The following is a 21,686-nucleotide window of genomic DNA, read 5'->3' on the forward strand; positions in this document are numbered from 1 at the left end:
AGCTTGCCATAGCTTGCCTGCATATTATAGCTTGCCATAGCTTGCCTGCAAAAGTAGCATTATTTCTCGTAAAAAACAAGCAATTCCGCTTTTTTTTTGCATATTTCTTCTTTTTATTCAGAAAAATATTGTATCTTTGCACTCGCAAATGCGCTTGTGGCGAAATTGGTAGACGCGCTAGACTTAGGATCTAGTGGTTCAGGCCGTGTAGGTTCGAGTCCTATCAGGCGCACCCAAGAAAATCCTAACTGCTTGATAATAAGCGGTTAGGATTTTTTCTATCTTTGCCAACATAATTCCAAACTAAATTGAATCGGTTGGCAAAAGCAAGGCTTCATTTTACATACTTTCATACTATTTCTTGCGATTACACAAGACGCCTGGCGGAAGACTTGCTGGCTAGGACGCTGACAAATGGTTCGTAGATTGGAAGAAGCTTACACACGAAAGATATTTTTTGCGAAAAAAGTATCAAAGTCTCATTTCTGACTTACAATAATAGGTTATAAAGCTAATACTCAACGCATTACAAAAATGACACTTTTCTCTTTCTTTTACAAGAAGTATCATTGAAGTATCATAAAAGCAACATGAAGTATCATAAAAGCAGCATGAAGTATCATAAAAGCAGCATGAAGTATCATAAAAACAGCTTACTCACGATATTTCACGATATTGCCCAGAAACCGTCCCGAACTTTGGGCACTCAATGCCCGCAGTTACGGGCAACAGATGCCCAACACATGGGCTATCGATGCCCATCACGTGGGCTCTGAGTGCCCACCAAATGGGCATCGACAGACCAACTAATGGGCTGATTTCCAAGAGATATCAGCAGTAACTTCTAACGATACCAACATGACTTTTCCTGATTTCAGTTGACACTTTTTTACTTTATCAACTAGAAAAGGTAGACACTATCAATTTCATAAAACTGAAATAGTAGACACCTGCCTATCTGATAAAACTGAAATCGCAGACACCTGCCATTATCTTGATTTAAGTCAACAATCCAACACTATTAACAATAAAACAAAGAAAAAATTTCCTGTATTCGCATATTTCCTATACCTTTGCCACCGAATTCCAAGCATAAAGAAGACGGATTCTAATAAAAGAAGATAGAAAACAACGTATAATTTTTAAGAAAAAAGATTGATTATGAAGAAAATTATGTTGAGCCTCGCTATGGCTCTCGTTTCTGTTTGCGCTAGCGCACAGGTTTACATCGGTGGTACTGCTGGTATCTCTAGCAATAAAATCGGTGATGGTGACAGCAAGACTGCTTACAAGCTCATCCCAGAGATTGGTTACCAGTTCAACAACAAGTGGGATGCCGGTATCGAGGTAGGTATCCAGAAGGGCGAAGTTTGCAAGATTTCTCCTGTTGGCGAAGCTACAACCTTCACTATTGCTCCTTACGTACGCTATACAGCAGTAGAGAGCAAGGTAGTAGATCTCTTCTTCGAGGGTACTATCGGTTATAGTAGCGTAAGCAAGGGCGGTGGCGACTCCTACGAGATAGGCATCAAGCCAGGTTTGGCAGTTAAGCTTTCAAAGCATGTTGACTTCATCTCTAAGATTGGCTTCCTCGGATACAGAGGCTATTCTCCTGAGCACGGAGATAACTCTTCAACATTCGGAGTTGACGTAGATGCTAGCAACATTTCTTTCGGAGCTATCTATAAGTTCTAATATCTATTATCTATGCCGGATGTCTATCCGCCGTTGGCGAATGGGCATCCGGCATTGCCGTACAAGCATCCGACACTGCCGTACATGCATCCGCCAATGGCGGATAGAAATTTCCATGAAACCAACAATCATTTAATGCCAACCGGAAGAACACAAGAAACAAACATAAAACTCAGCAAACAAACGCCAAACGCATATTTCAGACTTCCGTATGCAAAACTATAAAATAACAAAATAGTTAAAATATCTTTTCTTTGAAATTATTTCAGAAAAACAGAAAGTAGTTAAGCTAAAAAACACTATCTTTGCAGCATGATTTCTGCAGTCTACTGAAAGTAGAAAAGAAAAGAGCAGAATCAAATTCAATTAACTGGGTTCTGACTAGAATAAGTTAAAATAGAATATGAAAGTAGAAATATGTACATCTTATGATGCACATTCTTCAGGAGATCAGAAAAAATCTCCCAGCGCTGGACTTACCTCCAGTGCCACCCCCGAAACAGAGACTCCTCAGAAAGAGGAGAATCAGCAAGTAGGGGTGTCCACCCATTATACCCTTTCGGAAACTAATCGAAAACCGGAAAACAAGCATCCAGAGGCTCATTGGTATGCACTCAGAACCACCTACGGAAGAGAGAAGAAGGCATACGACTATCTGGTGAGCCAACCATCCTCAAAGGCAACCCTACCAAGGAAGCCATTTCTTCCGACAACAACAACTGCTATGTGCTAGCTTACAAAAGCAGTTGGGGTATCGGCTTCTATAAGTACACAGGTTCCACCCTTGCCGCCTATCGGGCATGGCTGCCTAATACGATGGTGAACGATAAAACACAGCATATCTTGGCAGAAGGAAGAGCCATCCGCTTTGCTTGAACTAATGGTGAGGATACAGCCATCTACAACACGACTCTGTCGAATGAATCGAGGGATGACAAGTACTATAATCTCTCAGGACAACGGGTAGAGACGCCTTCCAAACCGGGCATCTACATCTCGAAGAAAAAGGGAAAAAAGATTATCAGATAATCTCTTATAAAAAAAACGATGAAAACTACATCGTAGAAATAAGATAAAATGCAAAGAGGCACGCTTCGTTTTTTTGAAGCGTGCCTCTTTTTTATTTTCTTATAGGATAAATCTATAAACTATAAATTATACCCCTGCATTACATCATCCCCTCCAGCTTCTCCTGCGCCTCCCGCATATCTCTTTCGAAATTCACATGGTCGAGAAGAAATTCCTTCCTGCCTTGCGAAAGAAGCTGATAGAGCTGGGGATTCATCCCCTCTACATATTGCGAGATGGCATACTCGATGTCATCCCGCTGCGTAGGATTGGTAGAATATTCAAACACCCGAAGTTTCTGGTGGATGAAGCAATAGGCCGACTCGATGCAATCGGCAGTAATCTGATGATTATCCATATTCCTTCCTGTTACTTCCTGTCATTCTTCCTATCACTTCACACCTTTCATCGACAGGGCGATGCGCTTGCGCTTCAAATCCACCTCTGCCACACGAACCATCACATGCTCATGGAGCTTTACCACTTCGCTCGGATCCTTGATGTATCGGTTGGACATCTGAGAAACATGAACCAAACCATCGTTGTGAACGCCTATATCAACAAAAGCACCAAACTTGGTAATGTTGGTAACGATGCCTGGCACCACCATGCCCACCTGCAAATCGTCGATGGTCTTGATGCTCGCATCAAACTCAAACTTCTCTACCTCACCACGAGGGTCCAAACCTGGCTTATCAAGCTCTGCCATGATATCCGTCAAGGTAGGCATACCCACCTCGGCAGTTACATATTTCTTAATGTCAATCTTCTTCTGCAGAGCCTTATCCTCTACCAGTTGCTTCACGGTGACACCCTGATCCTTCGCCATCTGCTCTACCAGGGCATAACGCTCAGGATGCACGGCACTGTTGTCCAAAGGATTCTTGGCACCAGGAATGCGGAGGAAACCGGCACACTGCTCGAAAGCCGATGGGCCCAGACGTGGCACCTTCTTCAACTGGGCACGCGAAGCAAAGGCTCCATTCTCCCTGCGGTATTCCACAATGTTCTTGGCAAGGGTAGGACCGAGACCACTCACGTAGGTAAGAAGATGCTGCGATGCGGTATTCAGGTTGACACCCACCGAGTTTACACAACTCATCACCACACCATCCAGACTCTTCTTGAGCTGAGTCTGATCCACATCATGCTGATACTGTCCCACACCGATGCTCTTAGGATCAATCTTCACCAACTCAGCCAGCGGGTCCATCAGTCGTCTGCCGATACTTACGGCACCACGTACGGTGACATCCTCATCAGGGAATTCATCTCTTGCTATCTTCGAAGCCGAGTAAATAGAGGCACCATCTTCGCTGACCACATAGATATCCACAGGGTGTGGATAACTTATTTCGTGCAACCAGTCGCTGGTTTCACGGCTTGCCGTACCATTACCCACAGCCATTGCCTCCACCTGATACATCTTCACCATGCGCTGGATGGCAGCAGTAGCCTCGCTCTTCTTATTACGTGGAGGATGAGGGAATACGATTTCGTGATGAATCAGATTGCCTTGGGCATCAAGACAACAGGTCTTGCAGCCATTGGCAAAACCCGGATCCACCGCCATCACCCGCTTCTGACCCAAAGGAGCGGCGAGCAAGAGCTGGCGCAGGTTATCTGCAAACACGATGATAGCCTCTTCATCCGCCTTCTGCTTACTGAGAGCCGCAAACTCAGTCTCAATACTAGGTTTCAAAAGACGCTTAAAGGCATCATCCACAGCCTCGCCCACCAGCGTCTGGCATTCGCCATACCCATGCACATAGTGGCGCTTCAACTTATCCTGGCACTGCTCATCATCGGCAGAGATACTGATACGAAGGAATCCGGCAGCCTCACCACGGCGCATAGCCAACAGGCGATGGGAAGAACATTTCTTCAAAGGCTCAGAGAAATCGAAGTAATCAGAGAAACGCTGAGCTTCCTCCTCATCTTTCTTCTTAGCCACCACCTTAGAGGTGATGATAGCTTCACGACGGAATTCGCCACGAATCTGGTTTCTGCTTTCCTCGCTCTCGCTCACCATTTCGGCAATGATATCCTTAGCACCCTGCAGGGCAGCATCGGCATCCTTCACCTTGTCGCCCACAAACTTCTTGGCAGCCTGCAGCGGGTTACGTTCACGCTGGAAGAGGAGCACCTGAGCCAGCGGTTCCAATCCAGCCTCACGAGCAATCTGTGCACGGGTTCTGCGCTTAGGTTTGAAAGGAAGATAGATATCCTCCAGTTCGGTAGCATCCCAACAGTTTTCGATACGCTCCTTGAGGGCATCCGTCAGTTTTCCCTGTTCCTCGATGGTTTTGAGGATGGTTTCCTTACGTTTCGCCATCTCCTTGAGTTTCTCGTTGGCCTGAGCGATGGCCTCGATGTTCACCTCATCCATATTTCCCGTTTTCTCCTTACGGTAACGAGAGATGAAAGGAATGGTGCATCCCTCTTCGAGAAGCTCCAATGTATTCTCAACAGCCTGCTCACGCAATTTGAGCTGGGCTGCAATAATCTTTGTAAATTGATTCATAATATTGTTTCCTATTTTTGCGAATGCAAAGATACAAAAAAAAACGAAAAAAGCCTCAGAAATCTTTCGAAATCTGAGGCTCTTGATAAAAGAAGGCGGCTACCTACTCTCCCGCATTGCATTGCAGTACCATCGGCGCAAGTGAGCTTAACTTCTCTGTTCGGAATGGGAAGAGGTGGGACCTCACCGCAATAACCACCTGATAATGGGTTATGACGTATTTGCACACAAGCAAAACAAGATAATGAACTGAAAATACAGTTGAAACTATGAACTATATTAAAGAAAGTGTTCGGGCAATTAGTAATGCTCGGCTTTGACATCGCTGTCTTTACACCTGCATCCTATCAACGTCATCGTCTTTGACGACCCTCAATGGAGTTCTCATCTTGCGGCTGGCTTCGCACTTAGATGCTTTCAGCGCTTATCCAATCCAGACTCAGATACCCAGCGGTGCGCCTGGCGGCACAACTGGTAAACCGGAGGTCTGTCCATCACGGTCCTCTCGTACTAGTGACGGCACCACTCAAAACTCCCACGCCCACGATAGATAGAGACCGAACTGTCTCACGACGTTCTGAACCCAGCTCGCGTGCCACTTTAATGGGCGAACAGCCCAACCCTTGGGACCTTCTCCAGCCCCAGGATGTGACGAGCCGACATCGAGGTGCCAAACCACCCCGTCGATATGAGCTCTTGGGGGGGATCAGCCTGTTATCCCCGGAGTACCTTTTATCCTTTGAGCGACGGAGTTTCCATACACATCCGCCGGATCACTATGCCCCAGTTTCCTGCCTGCTCGGCATGTCTGCCTCCCAGTCAAGCGCCCTTATGCCATTGCACTCTTTGAGGTCGGTTACCAATCGACCCGAGGGCACCTTTGGAAGCCTCCGTTACGCTTTTGGAGGCGACCACCCCAGTCAAACTACCCACCAAGCAGTGTCCGCGCAGCGCGCGTTAGACCTCAGACAGCCAAAGGGCCGTATTTCAAGGATGGCTCCACGAAAGCTGGCGCTCCCGCTTCGAAGCCTCCGGCCTATCCTACACATCGGATGACCAAGGTCAATGCTAAGCTGTAGTAAAGGTTCACGGGGTCTTTTCGTCCCATCGCGGGTAATCGGCATCTTCACCGATACTACAATTTCACTGAGCTCATGGTTGAGACAGCGTCCGGATCATTACACCATTCGTGCAGGTCGGAACTTACCCGACAAGGAATTTCGCTACCTTAGGACCGTTATAGTTACGGCCGCCGTTTACCGGGGCTTCAATTCAATGCTTCCTATTGCTAGTGACATCTCCTCTTAACCTTCCGGCACCGGGCAGGTGTCAGGCTGTATACGTCATCTTTCGAGTTTGCACAGCCCTGTGTTTTTGTTAAACAGTTGCCTGGACCTATTCTCTGCGCCTCGCTCATCACGAGGACCCTTTATCCCGAAGTTACAGGGTCAATTTGCCTAGTTCCTTAACCATGAATCTCTCAACGCCTTAGTATGTTCTACCCGACCACGTGTGTCCGTTTGCGGTACGGGTGCCGCATGGGTTAAGCTTAGCGGATTTTCTCGGGAGTATGATTACCCACACTATCAGATTCCTCCGAGGAGGACTCCGTACTATCAAGTTCAGCTCGGATGGTGGATTTGCCTGCCATCCTCAACACCTACACTCTTCAACGGGGACTTCCGTCGCCCCGCGGTGGTTTCACTGCTCCGTCTCCACGTCGCCCCATGCGGCAGTGACGGAATATTAACCGTCTCTGCCATCGCCATCGCCGTTCGGCTTAGACTTAGGACCCGACTGACCCCGGGCTGATTGGCATTGCCCGGGAAACCTTGGTCTTACAGCGGGAGGGAATCTAACCCTCCTTATCGTTACTTATTCCTACATTTGCTTTACTCACCGCTCCAGGATAACTTACGTACACCATTCGACGCTGTGAGTATGCTCCCCTACCGATACTTTTACAATTGCTATCCCGCGCCTTCGGTGTCTGCCTTATACCCGATTATTATCCATGCCCGGACCCTCGACTAGTGAGCTGTTACGCACTCTTTGAATGAATGGCTGCTTCCAAGCCAACATCCTAGCTGTCATAGGGACCAGACTTCGTTAGACTAACTCAGGCAGAACTCCGGGACCTTAGACGGCGGTCTGGATTCTTCTCCTCTCGGGGACGGACCTTAGCACCCGCCCCCTTACTGCCGGACTGCAGACCGTGAGCATTCGGAGTTCGTCAGGACTCGATAGGCGGTGAAGCCCTCTTGTCCTATCGGTCGCTCTACCTCTCACGGTGACCATCCGACGCGGCACCTAAATGCCTTTCGGGGAGTACGAGCTATCTCCAAGTTTGATTGGCCTTTCACTCCTACACTCGGCTCATCCAGAAGCTTTTCAACGCTTATTGGTGCGGACCTCCATCCCGTGTTACCGGGACTTCATCCTGGCCAAGTGTAGATCACTTGGTTTCGCGTCTACCCCCACTGACTGTGCGCCCTATTCAGGCTCGCTTTCACTGCGGCTACGTGTCTCGTGACACTCAACCTCGCCAGTGACGGTAACTCGTAGGATCATTATGCAAAAGGCACGCCGTCACACATTGCTGTGCTCCGACCGCTTGTAGGCGCATGGTTTCAGGAACTATTTCACTCCCCTGCTCGGGGTTCTTTTCACCTTTCCTTCACAGTACTCGTTCGCTATCGGTCTCACGGGAGTATTTAGCCTTACCGGATGGTCCCGGCAGATTCGCGCAGGATTCCTCGTGTCCCGCGTTACTCAGGATACCGCTATGCTTGATTTGGCTTCGTGTACAGGATTATCACCTTCTGTGATGTAACTTTCCAGATACTTCCACTCACCATTTCAATACAATGTCGCGGTCCTACAACCCCAGCCACGCCTTGCGACGCCACTGGTTTGGGCTGTTCCCCGTTCGCTCGCCACTACTAGGGGAATCATTATTTATTTTCTCTTCCTGCAGGTACTAAGATGTTTCAGTTCCCTGCGTTAGCTCTCAATCTTGAAGATTGAGTAACCGTCCTTCAGACGGCTAGGTTGTCCCATTCGGAAATCTCCGGATCAAAGGTTATTTGCACCTACCCGAAGCTTATCGCAGCTTATCACGTCCTTCATCGCCTCCGTGAGCCTAGGCATCCGCCATACGCCCTTTCTTACTTTCTTTACGACTGTATTCTTGTTACTCGTTTCCGAATAACGAATAAGTAGCTCATACTTTCAGCTGTATTCTAACTTGTGAAATCTCATCTTGCGATTTGATTCACTTTAGTCTGAACTAAAGTTCATTACTTACAGTTTTGCTTGTGTCAATATGTCAAAGATCTTCTTGCCTTAAAAGGCATAGTGGAGAATAACGGATTCGAACCGTTGACCCCCTGCTTGCAAAGCAGGTGCTCTAGCCAACTGAGCTAATCCCCCAGTTTGAGATATTATAATAAGAATGTAGTCCCAGGCAGATTTGAACTGCCGACCTCCACATTATCAGTGTGGCGCTCTAACCAACTGAGCTATAGGACTGTGTTGGTAAAGAGTAGCATCTCTGCCGAACATTCTCTATCTCTTATTTAATTAAACAGATGGTGCGTACAAGAAGAGAAGCGAACTTTAATCAGTCACTATCTCAATAAATATAAGTGAAGAGATAATCAATAATAATTAATCACTAATCACTAAATATATTCGTCTCTCCAGAAAGGAGGTGTTCCAGCCGCACCTTCCGGTACGGCTACCTTGTTACGACTTAGCCCCAATTACCAGTTTCGCCCTAGGCCGCTCCTTACGGTCACGGACTTTAGGCGCCCCCGGCTTTCATGGCTTGACGGGCGGTGTGTACAAGGCCCGGGAACGTATTCACCGCGCCATGGCTGATGCGCGATTACTAGCGAATCCAGCTTCGTGGGGTCGGGTTGCAGACCCCAGTCCGAACTGAGACAGGCTTTAAGGATTAGATGCGCTTTGCAGAACACCATCTCTCTGTACCTGCCATTGTAACACGTGTGTAGCCCCGGACGTAAGGGCCGTGCTGATTTGACGTCATCCCCACCTTCCTCACACCTTACGGTGGCAGTGTCCCCAGAGTGCCCAGCTTAACCTGATGGCAACTAAGGAGAGGGGTTGCGCTCGTTATGGCACTTAAGCCGACACCTCACGGCACGAGCTGACGACAACCATGCAGCACCTTCACAGAGACCCCGAAGGGCGTCATTGTCTCCAAATCCTTCCTCTGCAATTCAAGCCCGGGTAAGGTTCCTCGCGTATCATCGAATTAAACCACATGTTCCTCCGCTTGTGCGGGCCCCCGTCAATTCCTTTGAGTTTCACCGTTGCCGGCGTACTCCCCAGGTGGGATGCTTAATGCTTTCGCTTGGCCGCTGACCTATTCAGACCAACAGCGGGCATCCATCGTTTACCGTGCGGACTACCAGGGTATCTAATCCTGTTCGATACCCGCACTTTCGAGCTTCAGCGTCAGTTGCGCTCCAGTGAGCTGCCTTCGCAATCGGAGTTCTTCGTGATATCTAAGCATTTCACCGCTACACCACGAATTCCGCCCACTTTGTGCGTACTCAAGGAAACCAGTTCGCGCTGCAGTGCAGACGTTGAGCGTCTACATTTCACAACACGCTTAATCTCCGGCCTACGCTCCCTTTAAACCCAATAAATCCGGATAACGCCCGGACCTTCCGTATTACCGCGGCTGCTGGCACGGAATTAGCCGGTCCTTATTCATAAGGTACATGCAAAAAGTCTCACGAGACTCACTTTATTCCCTTATAAAAGCAGTTTACAACCCATAGGGCCGTCATCCTGCACGCTACTTGGCTGGTTCAGACTCTCGTCCATTGACCAATATTCCTCACTGCTGCCTCCCGTAGGAGTTTGGACCGTGTCTCAGTTCCAATGTGGGGGACCTTCCTCTCAGAACCCCTACTGATCGTCGCCTTGGTGGGCCGTTACCCCGCCAACAAGCTAATCAGACGCATCCCCATCCATCACCGATAAATCTTTAATCCCTTTCAGATGTCTTCTAGAGATATCATTGGGTATTAGTCTTACTTTCGCAAGGTTATCCCCAAGTGATGGGCAGGTTGGATACGCGTTACTCACCCGTGCGCCGGTCGACGCCTAGAAAAAGCAAGCTTTCTCTATCGTTTCCCCTCGACTTGCATGTGTTAAGCCTGTAGCTAGCGTTCATCCTGAGCCAGGATCAAACTCTCCATTGTAAAATATCATTTTTACTTTGCTAAACCCGAAAGTATAGCGAAGTGTTTGTTGTCTGTACTTAGGACGAATATCCTTTTCGTTTATTGAAGCTTAGTAAACCTGACTTGTCAATTACTTGACGGTTCGTTTCTTTTACCCAGTCAACTTTCTTATTTCTAAGAAGTTAACCGCTTCTTGTACTACTTGTCTGTTTATGTAAAATCTTTCAAAGAACTCTTTCTTCTGTTGCTTTGAGTAATGCTTGATTTCTCAAAAGCGAGTGCAAAAGTACTAACTATTTCTGAAACTACCAAACATTTCAAGCAAAAACTTTCATTTTTCTCCAAATTTTAACATTCAGAAACATTTTAAGTCGCTTTTCGCTAATCAGCTCATTATTATATACATACGCACATCGGGCGTGTGTGCAGGCGCACAGGCACGCAAACGCATGGGCGCAGGCATACATGCATCCGTATACCTGCGCCCACGCAATTCTATAATAATCGTTTTGCATCCCAAGCCATATAATTGCATCCCAAACCATATAATTACTGTTCCAACTGTCTCAAACGTTGGAACAAAATATCTCCTTAAGGGAAAACTTTTGTTCCCTTAAGGGAAACTCCATGTTCCATTAAGGGAAACAAAATGCTATCTGGCACGCAAGATTTCCTTTTTCGCATAAAAGATGCATCTTGGATGCGTGAGGGATAAGTGAGGGATGAGTGATGGATATTGTAAACAAATCCGTCATCCATCACGCTTACACCGAATCACAACATCCTCTCTTTCAGCGATTTAGCATTTCGAAATCCGAAATCGTGAGGGATGTGATAGATATTTCGAAAAAAAACTTTTTCTATGCGTAATGAATATCCGCCTATTTCTTGATAGTAAACTCAAACTTCAAGCCACCTTCTGGCAAATTGCTTACCCTGATGGTACCCCCATGCAGCAATACGGCATTCTTGACGATGGCCAGTCCCAGACCTGTGCCTCCCATCTTGCGGCTGCGTCCCTTATCAACCCGATAGAATCGTTCGAAGAGTCGAGCCAAATGCTCCGGCGGTACACCCTGACCATTATCCCGGAAGATGAAATGCCACTTGTTCCCCTGCTCCTTTGCCTCCAAAGTTATCGTACGTCCCTCACCGGCGTAGGCTATGGCATTATCAGTAAGATTGCGGAATACGCTATAGAGCAAACTGCGGTTTCCCTTCACCACGATGCGCTCAGGCAACTGATTATCAAAGGCCATCTTGCGCTCCTGGCGTACCAATGCCGTTTCTCTCGTGATGTCATTCACCATCTGCGTAATATCCACCGCCTCAAAATCAATCATATCCGATCCATCGTCCAGACGGTTGAGCGTTGAGATATCATGGAGCAAGGAAGTAAGTCGCTCGCTCTGCGCATAACAACGCTGCAGGAACTGTTCCTTAGTTTGCTCGTTGATATGAGGATTATCCAAAATCGTCTCCAGATATCCCTGAATACTTGCCACTGGAGTCTTCAATTCATGCGCAATATTCTGTGTAAGCTGGCGCTTCAGCACATCCTGTTCCTTTCGGGTAGTCTGCACACGCTTATACATTTTTATAATGCGCTCGGCAATCTCGCCCAGCTCATCATTCGGGAATTTTGCCAAATCTTCCACCTCCAGACTCTCGTTGTGATCTGCCTTATAGGCGAAAATAGTAAGTTTGGAGACGTTCTTGCCCAATCGGTAGGTAAAGCGATAGAGCACGATGGTAAGAAGGATGATGGCAATGATGGCAAACCAGATGTAGTGCTGGTCTGCCTGAAGCGATTTTGCCAGATCATTATTATAAGGCAGTGCCGTACGCACAATGAGATGCGATTTTGGAAAATAAGAAGCCACATAGAAATAATCCTGCTTCAAGGTTTTCGACTGCCGCTCCACGCTAGTACCCTGTCCCACCTTCAATGCCTCTGCTATTTCTTCCCGCTTGGCATGATTGGAAAAATGGCGATAGTCCTTGCTCATGTTGTCATACACCACCTTGCCATCGGGCTTGACCAGGGTTACACGCAGGTCTTTACTCTCGTGCGCACGCACGAATTCCTGCAGCTTAGCCTCAGCCACCCGCACGCTATCCACCATATCAATGCTATCCGACATCAGAATGCCCTGCGAGTTGGATAGCAGAAGGTCTTCCATCAGCAGTTCGTTGTAGTTGGCAAGCTTCAGCGTCAAAGTATTGATTTTAAACTGTTTCTCCCTGTTCTGCTGAAATACGATAAAACTGACGGCGAACACGAGAAACACCGTCAGCACACTGAAATACAACTTTCTACCTACATTACTTATCTTAAACATAACCATTACGCATCAAAATAATAACCAAAACCCAGGCGGGTGACGATACACTTGGCAAATCTGCCCACCTTCTTACGCATTCGGGTGATGTTGACATCCACCGTTCGGTCGAGTACCATCACATCCTTAGGCCATACTCTGTCGATGAGTTCCTGGCGTGAGAACACCCTACCCTTCTCCTCCAGCAGGAGGCGTAGCAACTCGAACTCAGTCTTGGTGAACGGCACATTCTCCCCGTCGATGCTCACCGTCTTCTTATCGAGATTGAGCAGCAATCCCTGATAGCCAATCATGGTAGGCTCCTCGGCAGTGCCATTCTGCTCGGCAGTTCTGCGCAGCACGGCACGGATACGCACCATCACCTCACGGATAGAGAACGGTTTTGAGATATAGTCATCAGCCCCCAGGTTGAATCCCGTCACCGTATCATTCTCCGTATCACGAGCCGTGAGGAAGATGATAGGGATATTTGCCGTAACGGGATTTTCCTTCAACTTCTTCGCCATCTGGAAACCGCTCATTCCCCCCATCATCACATCGAGCAACAGCAGATGATAGGAAGGCACATCCATCTCCAGCGCCTCCTCGGCAGAGTTGGCGGTATCTACATGATATCCTTCCGTCTCAAGATTGAAACTCAATATTTCACACAGGTCTTGCTCATCGTCAACGACCAAAATTCGTTTATTCTTCTCTTCCATCTTATCTAAACTGATTAAATTCTTAATTTTGCTGCAAAAATACGAATTTTATCTTGTAATAAGCATTACATAGGGTTACAATTATGTGACAGCGATTATTTTTTTGCTAAAAAATGATAAAGAGAATAAAATCATTACACTTTTTAACTAGGTGTCACCTAATTGGCTACAAGTTTGTTTGCTAGTTAAAAACTTTAATACTACTTTTGCACCCGATAAGGTAAAAAGTTTAGGATTAAATATCTGTGTTGTTATGAAAGATAAATCAAAGACATCCATTGTTATAGGTGAGCTCATCAAGCGAGAACTCAAGAAGCAAGGCAAGACATCCGTATGGCTTGCCGGAGAATTAGGTTGCCATCGCACCAACGTATATAAGATTTATGATAGATCCACCATTGACTCTGGCATGCTTTTCCACATCTGCCAACTGCTCAAGGTTGATTTCTTCAAACTTTATTCTGATGCCTTGAAGAAGAAACTATAAGAATCCATATAATAAAGTCGATACAAACAAAAAAGAAAGCCTTGCCAGCAGTTTCTCTCACGAGAACTCCTGACAAGGCTTTTTTATGCTTTAAAACATTTTATCCCAATCTCTTTTCGAGTCTTTCGCGGATGGCAGCGATAAAGCCGGCTGAATTAACTGCCTTTGCCTCTACACCCTCCATCAGATTGACGAGGTCCTTGGTTGCGATACCATCATTCAGGGTATCGAAGCAAGCTGCCTCCAACTGGTCGCCGAACTCCTGCAGTTCCTTGATTCCATCCAGTTCACCACGCTTTCTCAACGCACCGCTCCATGCAAAGATGGTAGCCATTGGGTTGGTGGATGTATCCTCACCCTTCAGGTAGCGATAGTAGTGGCGGGTTACGGTGCCATGGGCAGCCTCATACTCATACTTGCCATCAGGAGAAACCAAAACGGAAGTCATCATTGCCAGCGAACCGAAGGCTGTACTGAGCATATCGCTCATTACATCACCGTCATAGTTCTTGCAAGCCCAGATGAAGCCACCCTTGCTGCGGATGACACGAGCCACGGCATCATCAATCAATGTATAGAAGTACTCAATGCCGAGTTCGGCAAACTTCTCCTTGTAGTCGCTTTCATATACTTCCTCGAAGATCTTGCGGAACTGAGCATCGTAGGTCTTTGAGATGGTATCCTTGGTAGCGAACCAGAGGTCCTGCTTGGTATCGATGGCAAACTTGAAGCAGCTGTGTGCAAAACTGCGGATACTCTTATCCGTGTTGTGCATACCCTGGATAACGCCAGCGCCATCGAAGCTATGGATTTCGATTTCCTGCTTCTTGCCGCTCTTACCCTCGAACACGAGCTTGGCGGTGCCTGGCTCATCGGCACGGAGTTCCACACTTTTATATACGTCGCCATAAGCATGACGGGCGATGGTGATAGGCTTCTCCCAGTTCTTCACACAAGGGTGAATGCTAGGGATGGTGATAGGTGCACGGAACACGGTACCATCCATGATGCTACGGATAGTTCCGTTAGGGCTCTTCCACATCTTGTGGAGCTTATACTCGTCCATGCGCTGTGCATTTGGGGTGATGGTAGCACACTTCACAGCCACACCATATTTCTTGGCAGCCTCGGCAGAGTCGATGGTCACCTGGTCGTTGGTCTGGTCGCGGTAAGGCAAACCAAGGTCATAGTACTCTGACTTCAAATCTACGAAAGGCAGGATCAGTTCGTCCTTAATCATCTTCCAGAGGATTCTTGTCATCTCATCGCCATCCATCTCTACCAATGGAGTTGTCATCTTAATCTTTTCCATAACAATACTATTATATAAATTAATATTTTGCCTGCAAAATTAATAAAAATATTCAAGAAAAGAAAGAAAAATCAGAAATATAATTGCAAAATGACGAAAATATCTTTCATTCTCTTCCTTTTCTTCATATATCCTGCATATTTATGCGAAATATCAGCATATCAATACTTGCAGGTAACCTGTTGAGAATGTAAAACATCTCCAATCCTAAACTTATTTTGTGCCTGAAGAGGCATGGCTAGTATTGCTAATATTGTGAATAAGTACTGTTTCATAACTTCCTAATTATTTAAAATTCCATATAAACCGAGTGGCTGCATAATAAAATGCGAAATGGCACCAGCAAGGATAAATCCTAGAGGTATGGAAAAGATAAGCCATAGCCAAATAAAAAATATAGGTATTCGCAGAGGCTCTTTCTTCTCATATTTGTGTATTATGGCTTTGTATTTACTCTGTGAATAACGCCAGTTTATATACTTGTATGTTGTGGCAAGACATATAAAATACGGGACAACATGGAAGAAGCTGTCTCTAACAGTGAATATACGTGTGAAGTTAAAGCATATTGGTAAAATGACAATATGCAGCAATAATGTTATAATCCAACAAGACCGTTCTCTTGAATCTTCTACTTTATATTTGTGAAAGCGATGGTTTTTGAATAGTCTATAAAAAATATAATCAAATGTCATAGTCAATAATTATTTAAAGATTCCTACAAGACCTAATGGTCTCATCACGTAATAATCGAATAATACTGTAAATATCAAGCCTAGTGCTGCTGATAAGGCAACTATTATCCAGATGAAGAACATTGGGATGTCCTTTTTATTTATTGATTCGTACCGACCGAGAATACTTTTGGCATTTTGCTTGTTATACCTTTTGTGAATTTGCCAATATGACAATGCGTTGATTATGGCATATGGAATCACATTTGTTAAACGGTTGGGTTCGCCATACAGGACTGAAATGTTTAGTGATAATGGAATTATCACAATTTGTAAAATAACTAAAAGGCATCCCTTGCTTCTTTCAAAGGGATCTCCTTCGTGTTTGTATTTTTTATATGCTTTGTAAAGCTGAAAAAAAAGATAGTCTAAAATCATATTTTTATTTAAAATAAAACTATATATATTTAATGAATTGATACCATGTTGTTCTCTAACATAGTCATCTAGATGCTCACCAATACTTTTCCCTGTGTATAACTCAACGCCTGTATCCAAGATTAAGTGTCCACCAGCTATAGCCCATCCATATCCTGATATGATTTTTTCGTTTTATGCTTATTTATATACATATACGAAAAAACACCAACAAGCCCGAAGCTCATTGGTGCCCTATGCTATATGAAAGAAGGCGCTAGCCTCCTAATTCTTAATCAAAGTACTACTCCTCTGGAGCCTTGTCGATCAAGTCCATGAACTGGTCGAGCTTAGGAGTGATGATGATCTGGGTACGACGGTTACGCATCTTGCCCACCTCTGTACTGTTGGTTGTTACAGGGTTGTACTCACCACGGCCACCAGCTGTCAAACGCTTAGGGTTCACGCCGAAGTGATCCTGCAAGTACTGAACAACAGAAGCTGCACGGAGAGCAGAGAGGTCCCAGTTGTTACGGATGTTCTTCATCTTGGCACTAGTTGTGCTTACAGGCACGTTATCAGTGTTACCCTCGATGAGTACATCGTAGTCCTTGTAGTCCTGGATAATCTTGGCAATCTTGCTCAAGGTCTCCTTGGCACGGTCGTTCACCTCGTAGCTACCGCTCTGATAGAGCATGTTGTCAGCCAAAGAGATGTAAACCACACCCTTCAACACCTGAACATCTACCTCCTTCATCTCCTCACGGCTGAGGGAACGGGTCAGGTTGTTGGTAAGAACCATATTGAGCGAATCGCTCTTGCTCTTCACCTCTACCAAGTGGCGGATATACTGGTTGCTCTCGTTAATCTGGTCAACGAGCTTCTCAATGCTGATGTTGTTCTGGTTAGCATTGGTCAAACTCTTGTCGAGAGAGTTCTGCAACTTGGCATAATCCTTCTTGGTACCAGAAAGCTGCTCCTGAAGTGAAGCGAGGCGAGCCTCAGCAGCTGCCAACTTCTCCTTAGTATCCTGGTAATTCTGAGTCAATTCTTTATTCTCACTCTGGCAATTCTGAAGATCCTTCTTCAATGCACAGCTTGACATCATCAAGGTGCTTGCCATCAATGCCATAATTAAAAACTTAGTCTGTTTCATATTGCTTTCTTATTTTAATTTCTAGTTACTATTCTATTTTTAAACTCACAGTTTCGCATCAGAAAGAAAATCTTTCGAAATTCTCTCATTTGCTTTCAAAACACCGCTTTCGTGGTGCAAAGTTACAGATAAGACTCAACAAAACAATATTTGTCTAAACCATTTATAGAATTTTAACCTCTAAATCACTATTTATCACCTTTTTAACTAAAAAAAGAAAATTATTGTGTATTCTTTGCGGCAAAGTCAGAAAAATATAGTACCTTTGCAGGCGAATAGCCCAAACATGTATCATGTGGGCTTTTTACCGAGGTAGAATGAATACATTAACAAACTTATAAAAAGAGAAATAGTATGATTCTTTTTTTCAGAACTCCATCTAAGAGTGTGATTGCGACCGAGATTGATCACAAACCATCTCAGGACGAAATCAATGAACTTTGTTGGCTTTATGGTGACGCGACTTTAGAGGACGCCCAGCAGTTGCAGGGCTTCTATGTCGGTCCACGCCGTGAAATGATTACTCCTTGGAGTACGAATGCCGTTGAGATAACTCAGAACATGAGTCTTGACGGCATTTCGCGTATCGAGGAGTACTTCCCTGTGGATAGCGAGGACGCTGAGCATGACCCTATGCTCCAGCGTATGTACAACGGTATCGGACAGGATGTGTTCACCGTGAACCACCAGCCAGAACCTATCAAGTACGTCGATGACCTCGAGAAGTACAACGAGGAAGAGGGTCTTGCCCTCAGCGAGGACGAAATGGCTTATCTCCACAAGCTGGAGAAAGAGAACGGACGCCCTCTCACCGACAGCGAAATCTTCGGTTTCGCACAGATCAACTCAGAGCACTGCCGCCACAAGATCTTCGGTGGCCAGTTTATCATCGACGGCAAGGAGATGGAGTCTTCTCTTTTCAGCATGATCAAGAAGACCACTCAGGAGAACCCTAACAAGATTCTCTCTGCCTATAAGGATAATGTGGCTTTCTCTCAGGGTCCTGTTATCGAGCAGTTTGCTCCAGCCGATCAGACTACCAGCGATTTCTTCCAGGTGAAGGATATCGAGAGTGTCATCTCGCTGAAGGCTGAGACTCACAACTTCCCTACTACCGTAGAGCCTTTCAACGGTGCTGCTACCGGTACGGGTGGTGAGATCCGCGACCGTATGGGTGGTGGTGTAGGTTCATGGCCTATCGCAGGTACTGCCTGCTACATGACTGCTTATCCTCGCTTGAAGGATGACAACGGCAAGAGCGATGCTGAGCGCGACTGGGAAGATATCATGCCAGTACGTAAGTGGCTCTATCAGACTCCTGAGCAGATTCTGATCAAGGCTTCTAACGGTGCATCAGACTTCGGTAACAAGTTCGGTCAGCCTCTCATCACCGGTTCTGTGCTTACATTCGAGCACGAGGAGAATGGTGAGAAGTATGCATACGATAAGGTAATCATGCTTGCTGGTGGTGTAGGCTACGGCAAGAAGCGTGACTACAAGAAGGGTGAGCCACAGAAGGGCAACAAGGTTGTCGTAGTAGGTGGTGATAACTATCGCATCGGTCTTGGTGGTGGTTCTGTTTCTTCTGTAGATACAGGCCGTTACAGCAACGGTATCGAGTTGAACGCTATCCAGCGTGCCAACCCTGAGATGCAGAAGCGTGCCTACAACCTGGTTCGTGCTCTCGTAGAGAACGATGAGAACCCAGTAGTCAGCATCCACGACCACGGTTCAGCCGGTCACTTGAACTGTCTCTCTGAGTTGGTAGAAGAGTGCGGTGGCGAAATCGATATGTCTAAGTTGCCTATCGGCGACAAGACTTTGAGCGCCAAGGAAATCATCGCCAACGAGAGCCAGGAGCGCATGGGCTTGCTCATCGACGAGAAGTATATCAGCGAGGTTCAGAAGATTGCCGACCGTGAGCGTGCTCCAATGTACGTGGTTGGTGAGACTACTGGCGATGCTCACTTCAGCTTCAAGCAGGCTGACGGTGTGAAGCCATTCGACCTCGATGTAGCTCAGATGTTCGGTCATACTCCTAAGACTGTGATGGTAGATGAGACCGTAGAGCGTAAATATGAAGATGTAACTTATTCTGCAGATAACCTCGACGAGTACTTGCAGCGTGTTCTCCAGATGGAGGCTGTGGCTTGTAAGGACTGGTTGACCAACAAGGTGGACCGTTCCGTAACAGGTAAGATTGCCCGTCAGCAGGGACAGGGTCAGATTCAGTTGCCACTTTCTGACTGTGGTGTCGTAGCACTCGACTACCGTGGCGAGAAGGGTATCGTAACAGCTATGGGTCATGCACCTCAGGCAGGTCTTGCCGATCCTAAGGCAGGTTCTGTACTCTCTGTAGCAGAGTCATTGACCAATATTATCTGGGCTCCTTTGGCAGATGGCATGGACAGCATCAGCCTCTCTGCTAACTGGATGTGGCCTTGCCGCAGCCAGAAGGGTGAGGATGCCCGTCTGTACGAGGGTGTGAAGGCATTGTCAGACTTCTGCTGCGCCATCCACGTAAACGTACCAACAGGTAAGGACTCTCTCTCATTGACCCAGCAGTATCCTAACGGCGAGAAGATCATCGCTCCAGGTACCGTTATCGTAAGTGCCGGCGGTGAGGTTTCAGATGTCAAGAAGGTGGTTAGTCCTGTTCTCGTCAACGACAAGAACTCAAGCCTCTATCATATCGACTTCAGCTTCGACGAGCAGCGCCTCGGTGGTTCAGCCTTCGCACAGAGCCTGGGCAAGGTAGGCAGCGATGTTCCTACCGTCAAGAACCCAGAGTACTTCGTTGACTGCTTCAATGCCGTACAGGAGCTCATCAACCGTGGTTGGGTAATGGCTGGTCACGATATCAGTGCCGGTGGTTTGATTACAACTCTCCTCGAGATGACATTCGCCAACGTAGAGGGTGGTATGAAGATCAACCTCCACGACATCGCAGATGCCGACATCATCAAGACTCTCTTCGCTGAGAACCCAGGTGTTGTAATCCAGGTAAGCGATGCCCACAAGGACGAGTTGAAGGCATTCTTCGATGAGAACGGTATCGGTTATGCCAAGATTGGTTATCCAGCTCCTGAGCTCCGCAAGATTATCATCAAGAAGGAAGGCTTCGAGCACGAGTTCGATATCGATGCATTGCGTGACGACTGGTATAAGACATCTTACCTCCTCGACCGCAAGCAGAGCATGAACGGTATGGCTAAGAAGCGTTACACCAACTATAAGAAGCAGCCTATCGAGATGAACTTCGGTTATGGCTTCAAGGGAACTCTCGCTAGCTACAGTCTCGACGCTAACCGTCGCAAGCCATCTGGCATCAAGGCAGCTATCATCCGTGAGAAGGGTACCAATGGTGAGCGTGAGATGGCATACTCTATGTATCTCGCAGGCTTCGACGTGAAGGACGTGATGATGACCGACTTGATTTCCGGTCGTGAGACCTTGGAGGATGTAAACTTCATCGTATTCTGCGGTGGTTTCTCTAACTCCGACGTTCTCGGTTCTGCCAAGGGTTGGGCTGGTGCATTCCTCTACAATCCTAAGGCTAAGGAGGCACTCGATAAGTTCTATGCCCGTGAGGATACCCTTTCACTCGGTATCTGCAACGGTTGCCAGCTGATGGTTGAGTTGAACCTCATCAATCCAGAGCACAAGCATCGTTCACACCTCTGCCACAACACATCCAAGAAGTTCGAGAGTACATTCCTCGGTTTGACCATTCCTCAGAACGACAGTGTGATGTTCGGTAGCTTGAGCGGTGATAAGCTCGGTATCTGGGTAGCTCACGGCGAGGGCCGTTTCTACTTGCCAGAGCCAGAGGATCACTACAACATCATTGCGAAGTACAACTACGCTGAGTATCCAGGTAATCCTAACGGCAGTGACTATAACGTAGCAGGTATCTGCTCTGCAGATGGTCGCCACTTGGCAATGATGCCACACTTGGAGCGTGCCATCTTCCCATGGCAGAATGCCTGGTATCCAGCTGATCGCCGCAACGACGAGGTAACTCCTTGGATTGAGGCATTTGTCAATGCACGTCAGTGGATTGAAGAAAGAGTAAAGTAATAGTTAAAAGT

At 46.6% G+C, this 21,686-nt stretch carries 12 protein-coding genes, 3 tRNA genes and 3 rRNA genes; 6 read left to right on the forward strand and 12 right to left on the reverse strand.

Annotation, left to right across the window (positions count from 1 at the left end):
• Positions 1 to 150 precede the first annotated feature (150 nt).
• From V8Z93_RS00610 to V8Z93_RS00625, 4 genes are all read left to right on the forward strand, one after another.
• Positions 151 to 232, forward strand: a tRNA-Leu gene (locus V8Z93_RS00610).
• 929 nt (positions 233 to 1,161) lie between these two features.
• Positions 1,162 to 1,695 (forward strand): outer membrane beta-barrel protein, encoded by a 534-nt coding sequence (locus V8Z93_RS00615; RefSeq protein WP_439432062.1) that lies wholly within the window; start codon positions 1,162 to 1,164, stop codon positions 1,693 to 1,695.
• A 403-nt stretch (positions 1,696 to 2,098) separates the two neighbouring features.
• Complete coding sequence (locus V8Z93_RS00620) at positions 2,099 to 2,428, forward strand: hypothetical protein (protein WP_439432063.1); 330 nt, start codon at positions 2,099 to 2,101, stop codon at positions 2,426 to 2,428.
• The gene (locus V8Z93_RS00625; RefSeq protein WP_439432064.1) at positions 2,422 to 2,571 is read left to right on the forward strand and encodes a hypothetical protein; all 150 of its coding nucleotides are present in this window, start codon (positions 2,422 to 2,424) and stop codon (positions 2,569 to 2,571) included. Before V8Z93_RS00620 ends, V8Z93_RS00625 begins: the two co-directional genes overlap by 7 nt.
• Before the next feature lie 292 nt (positions 2,572 to 2,863).
• Here the strand turns inward: V8Z93_RS00625 and V8Z93_RS00630 are convergent, their stop codons facing one another.
• The 9 genes from V8Z93_RS00630 to V8Z93_RS00670 all read right to left on the reverse strand — a co-directional run bounded on the left by V8Z93_RS00630 (position 2,864) and on the right by V8Z93_RS00670 (position 13,549).
• Entirely contained in the window at positions 2,864 to 3,121 is a 258-nt protein-coding gene (locus V8Z93_RS00630) for a hypothetical protein (RefSeq protein WP_439432065.1), read from the reverse strand.
• Between the two features lie 33 nt (positions 3,122 to 3,154).
• Positions 3,155 to 5,287, reverse strand: a complete 2,133-nt coding sequence (locus V8Z93_RS00635) for a Tex family protein (protein WP_439432066.1) — start codon at positions 5,285 to 5,287, stop codon at positions 3,155 to 3,157.
• A gap of 90 nt (positions 5,288 to 5,377) precedes the next feature.
• Positions 5,378 to 5,490, reverse strand: a 5S ribosomal RNA gene (rrf, locus tag V8Z93_RS00640).
• Positions 5,491 to 5,567: 77 nt separating this feature from the next.
• Positions 5,568 to 8,464 (reverse strand): 23S ribosomal RNA (locus V8Z93_RS00645).
• A 181-nt stretch (positions 8,465 to 8,645) separates the two neighbouring features.
• Positions 8,646 to 8,719, reverse strand: a tRNA-Ala gene (locus V8Z93_RS00650).
• A 25-nt stretch (positions 8,720 to 8,744) separates the two neighbouring features.
• A tRNA-Ile gene (locus tag V8Z93_RS00655) sits at positions 8,745 to 8,818 on the reverse strand.
• Positions 8,819 to 8,992: 174 nt separating this feature from the next.
• Positions 8,993 to 10,524, reverse strand: a 16S ribosomal RNA gene (locus tag V8Z93_RS00660).
• The 16S, 23S and 5S rRNA genes sit together here with 2 tRNA genes alongside, the layout of an rRNA operon.
• An 863-nt stretch (positions 10,525 to 11,387) precedes the next feature.
• Positions 11,388 to 12,848 carry a sensor histidine kinase gene (locus V8Z93_RS00665; RefSeq protein WP_439432067.1) on the reverse strand — a complete coding sequence of 487 codons (1,461 nt, stop codon included), beginning with the start codon at positions 12,846 to 12,848 and terminating at the stop codon, positions 11,388 to 11,390.
• Between the two features lie 5 nt (positions 12,849 to 12,853).
• The gene (locus V8Z93_RS00670; protein WP_439432068.1) at positions 12,854 to 13,549 is read right to left on the reverse strand and encodes a response regulator transcription factor; all 696 of its coding nucleotides are present in this window, start codon (positions 13,547 to 13,549) and stop codon (positions 12,854 to 12,856) included.
• Between the two features lie 253 nt (positions 13,550 to 13,802).
• Between V8Z93_RS00670 and V8Z93_RS00675 the strand changes: the two genes are divergently transcribed.
• Positions 13,803 to 14,036 (forward strand): helix-turn-helix domain-containing protein, encoded by a 234-nt coding sequence (locus V8Z93_RS00675; RefSeq protein ID WP_203041811.1) that lies wholly within the window; start codon positions 13,803 to 13,805, stop codon positions 14,034 to 14,036.
• 100 nt (positions 14,037 to 14,136) lie between these two features.
• On the opposite strand, the gene V8Z93_RS00680 is transcribed toward V8Z93_RS00675, so the two are convergent.
• From V8Z93_RS00680 to V8Z93_RS00690, 3 genes are all read right to left on the reverse strand, one after another.
• On the reverse strand, positions 14,137 to 15,348 hold the full coding sequence (locus V8Z93_RS00680; RefSeq protein ID WP_203041812.1) for an NADP-dependent isocitrate dehydrogenase: 1,212 nt from the start codon (positions 15,346 to 15,348) through the stop codon (positions 14,137 to 14,139).
• Between the two features lie 704 nt (positions 15,349 to 16,052).
• Entirely contained in the window at positions 16,053 to 16,580 is a 528-nt protein-coding gene (locus V8Z93_RS00685) for a hypothetical protein (protein WP_439432069.1), read from the reverse strand.
• Positions 16,581 to 16,743: 163 nt separating this feature from the next.
• Complete coding sequence (locus V8Z93_RS00690) at positions 16,744 to 17,595, reverse strand: OmpA family protein (RefSeq protein ID WP_439432070.1); 852 nt, start codon at positions 17,593 to 17,595, stop codon at positions 16,744 to 16,746.
• A gap of 354 nt (positions 17,596 to 17,949) precedes the next feature.
• Here V8Z93_RS00690 and purL point away from each other — a divergent pair, with 354 nt between their 5' ends.
• A complete protein-coding gene (gene purL, locus V8Z93_RS00695) occupies positions 17,950 to 21,675 on the forward strand; it encodes a phosphoribosylformylglycinamidine synthase (protein WP_439432071.1) in 3,726 nt (1,241 codons plus the stop codon).
• The last annotated feature ends 11 nt before the right edge of the window (positions 21,676 to 21,686 follow it).

It is taken from the genome of Segatella copri (genome assembly GCF_051861805.1).
In the GTDB taxonomy this organism is placed as follows: Bacteria; Bacteroidota; Bacteroidia; order Bacteroidales; family Bacteroidaceae; genus Prevotella; species Prevotella copri_M.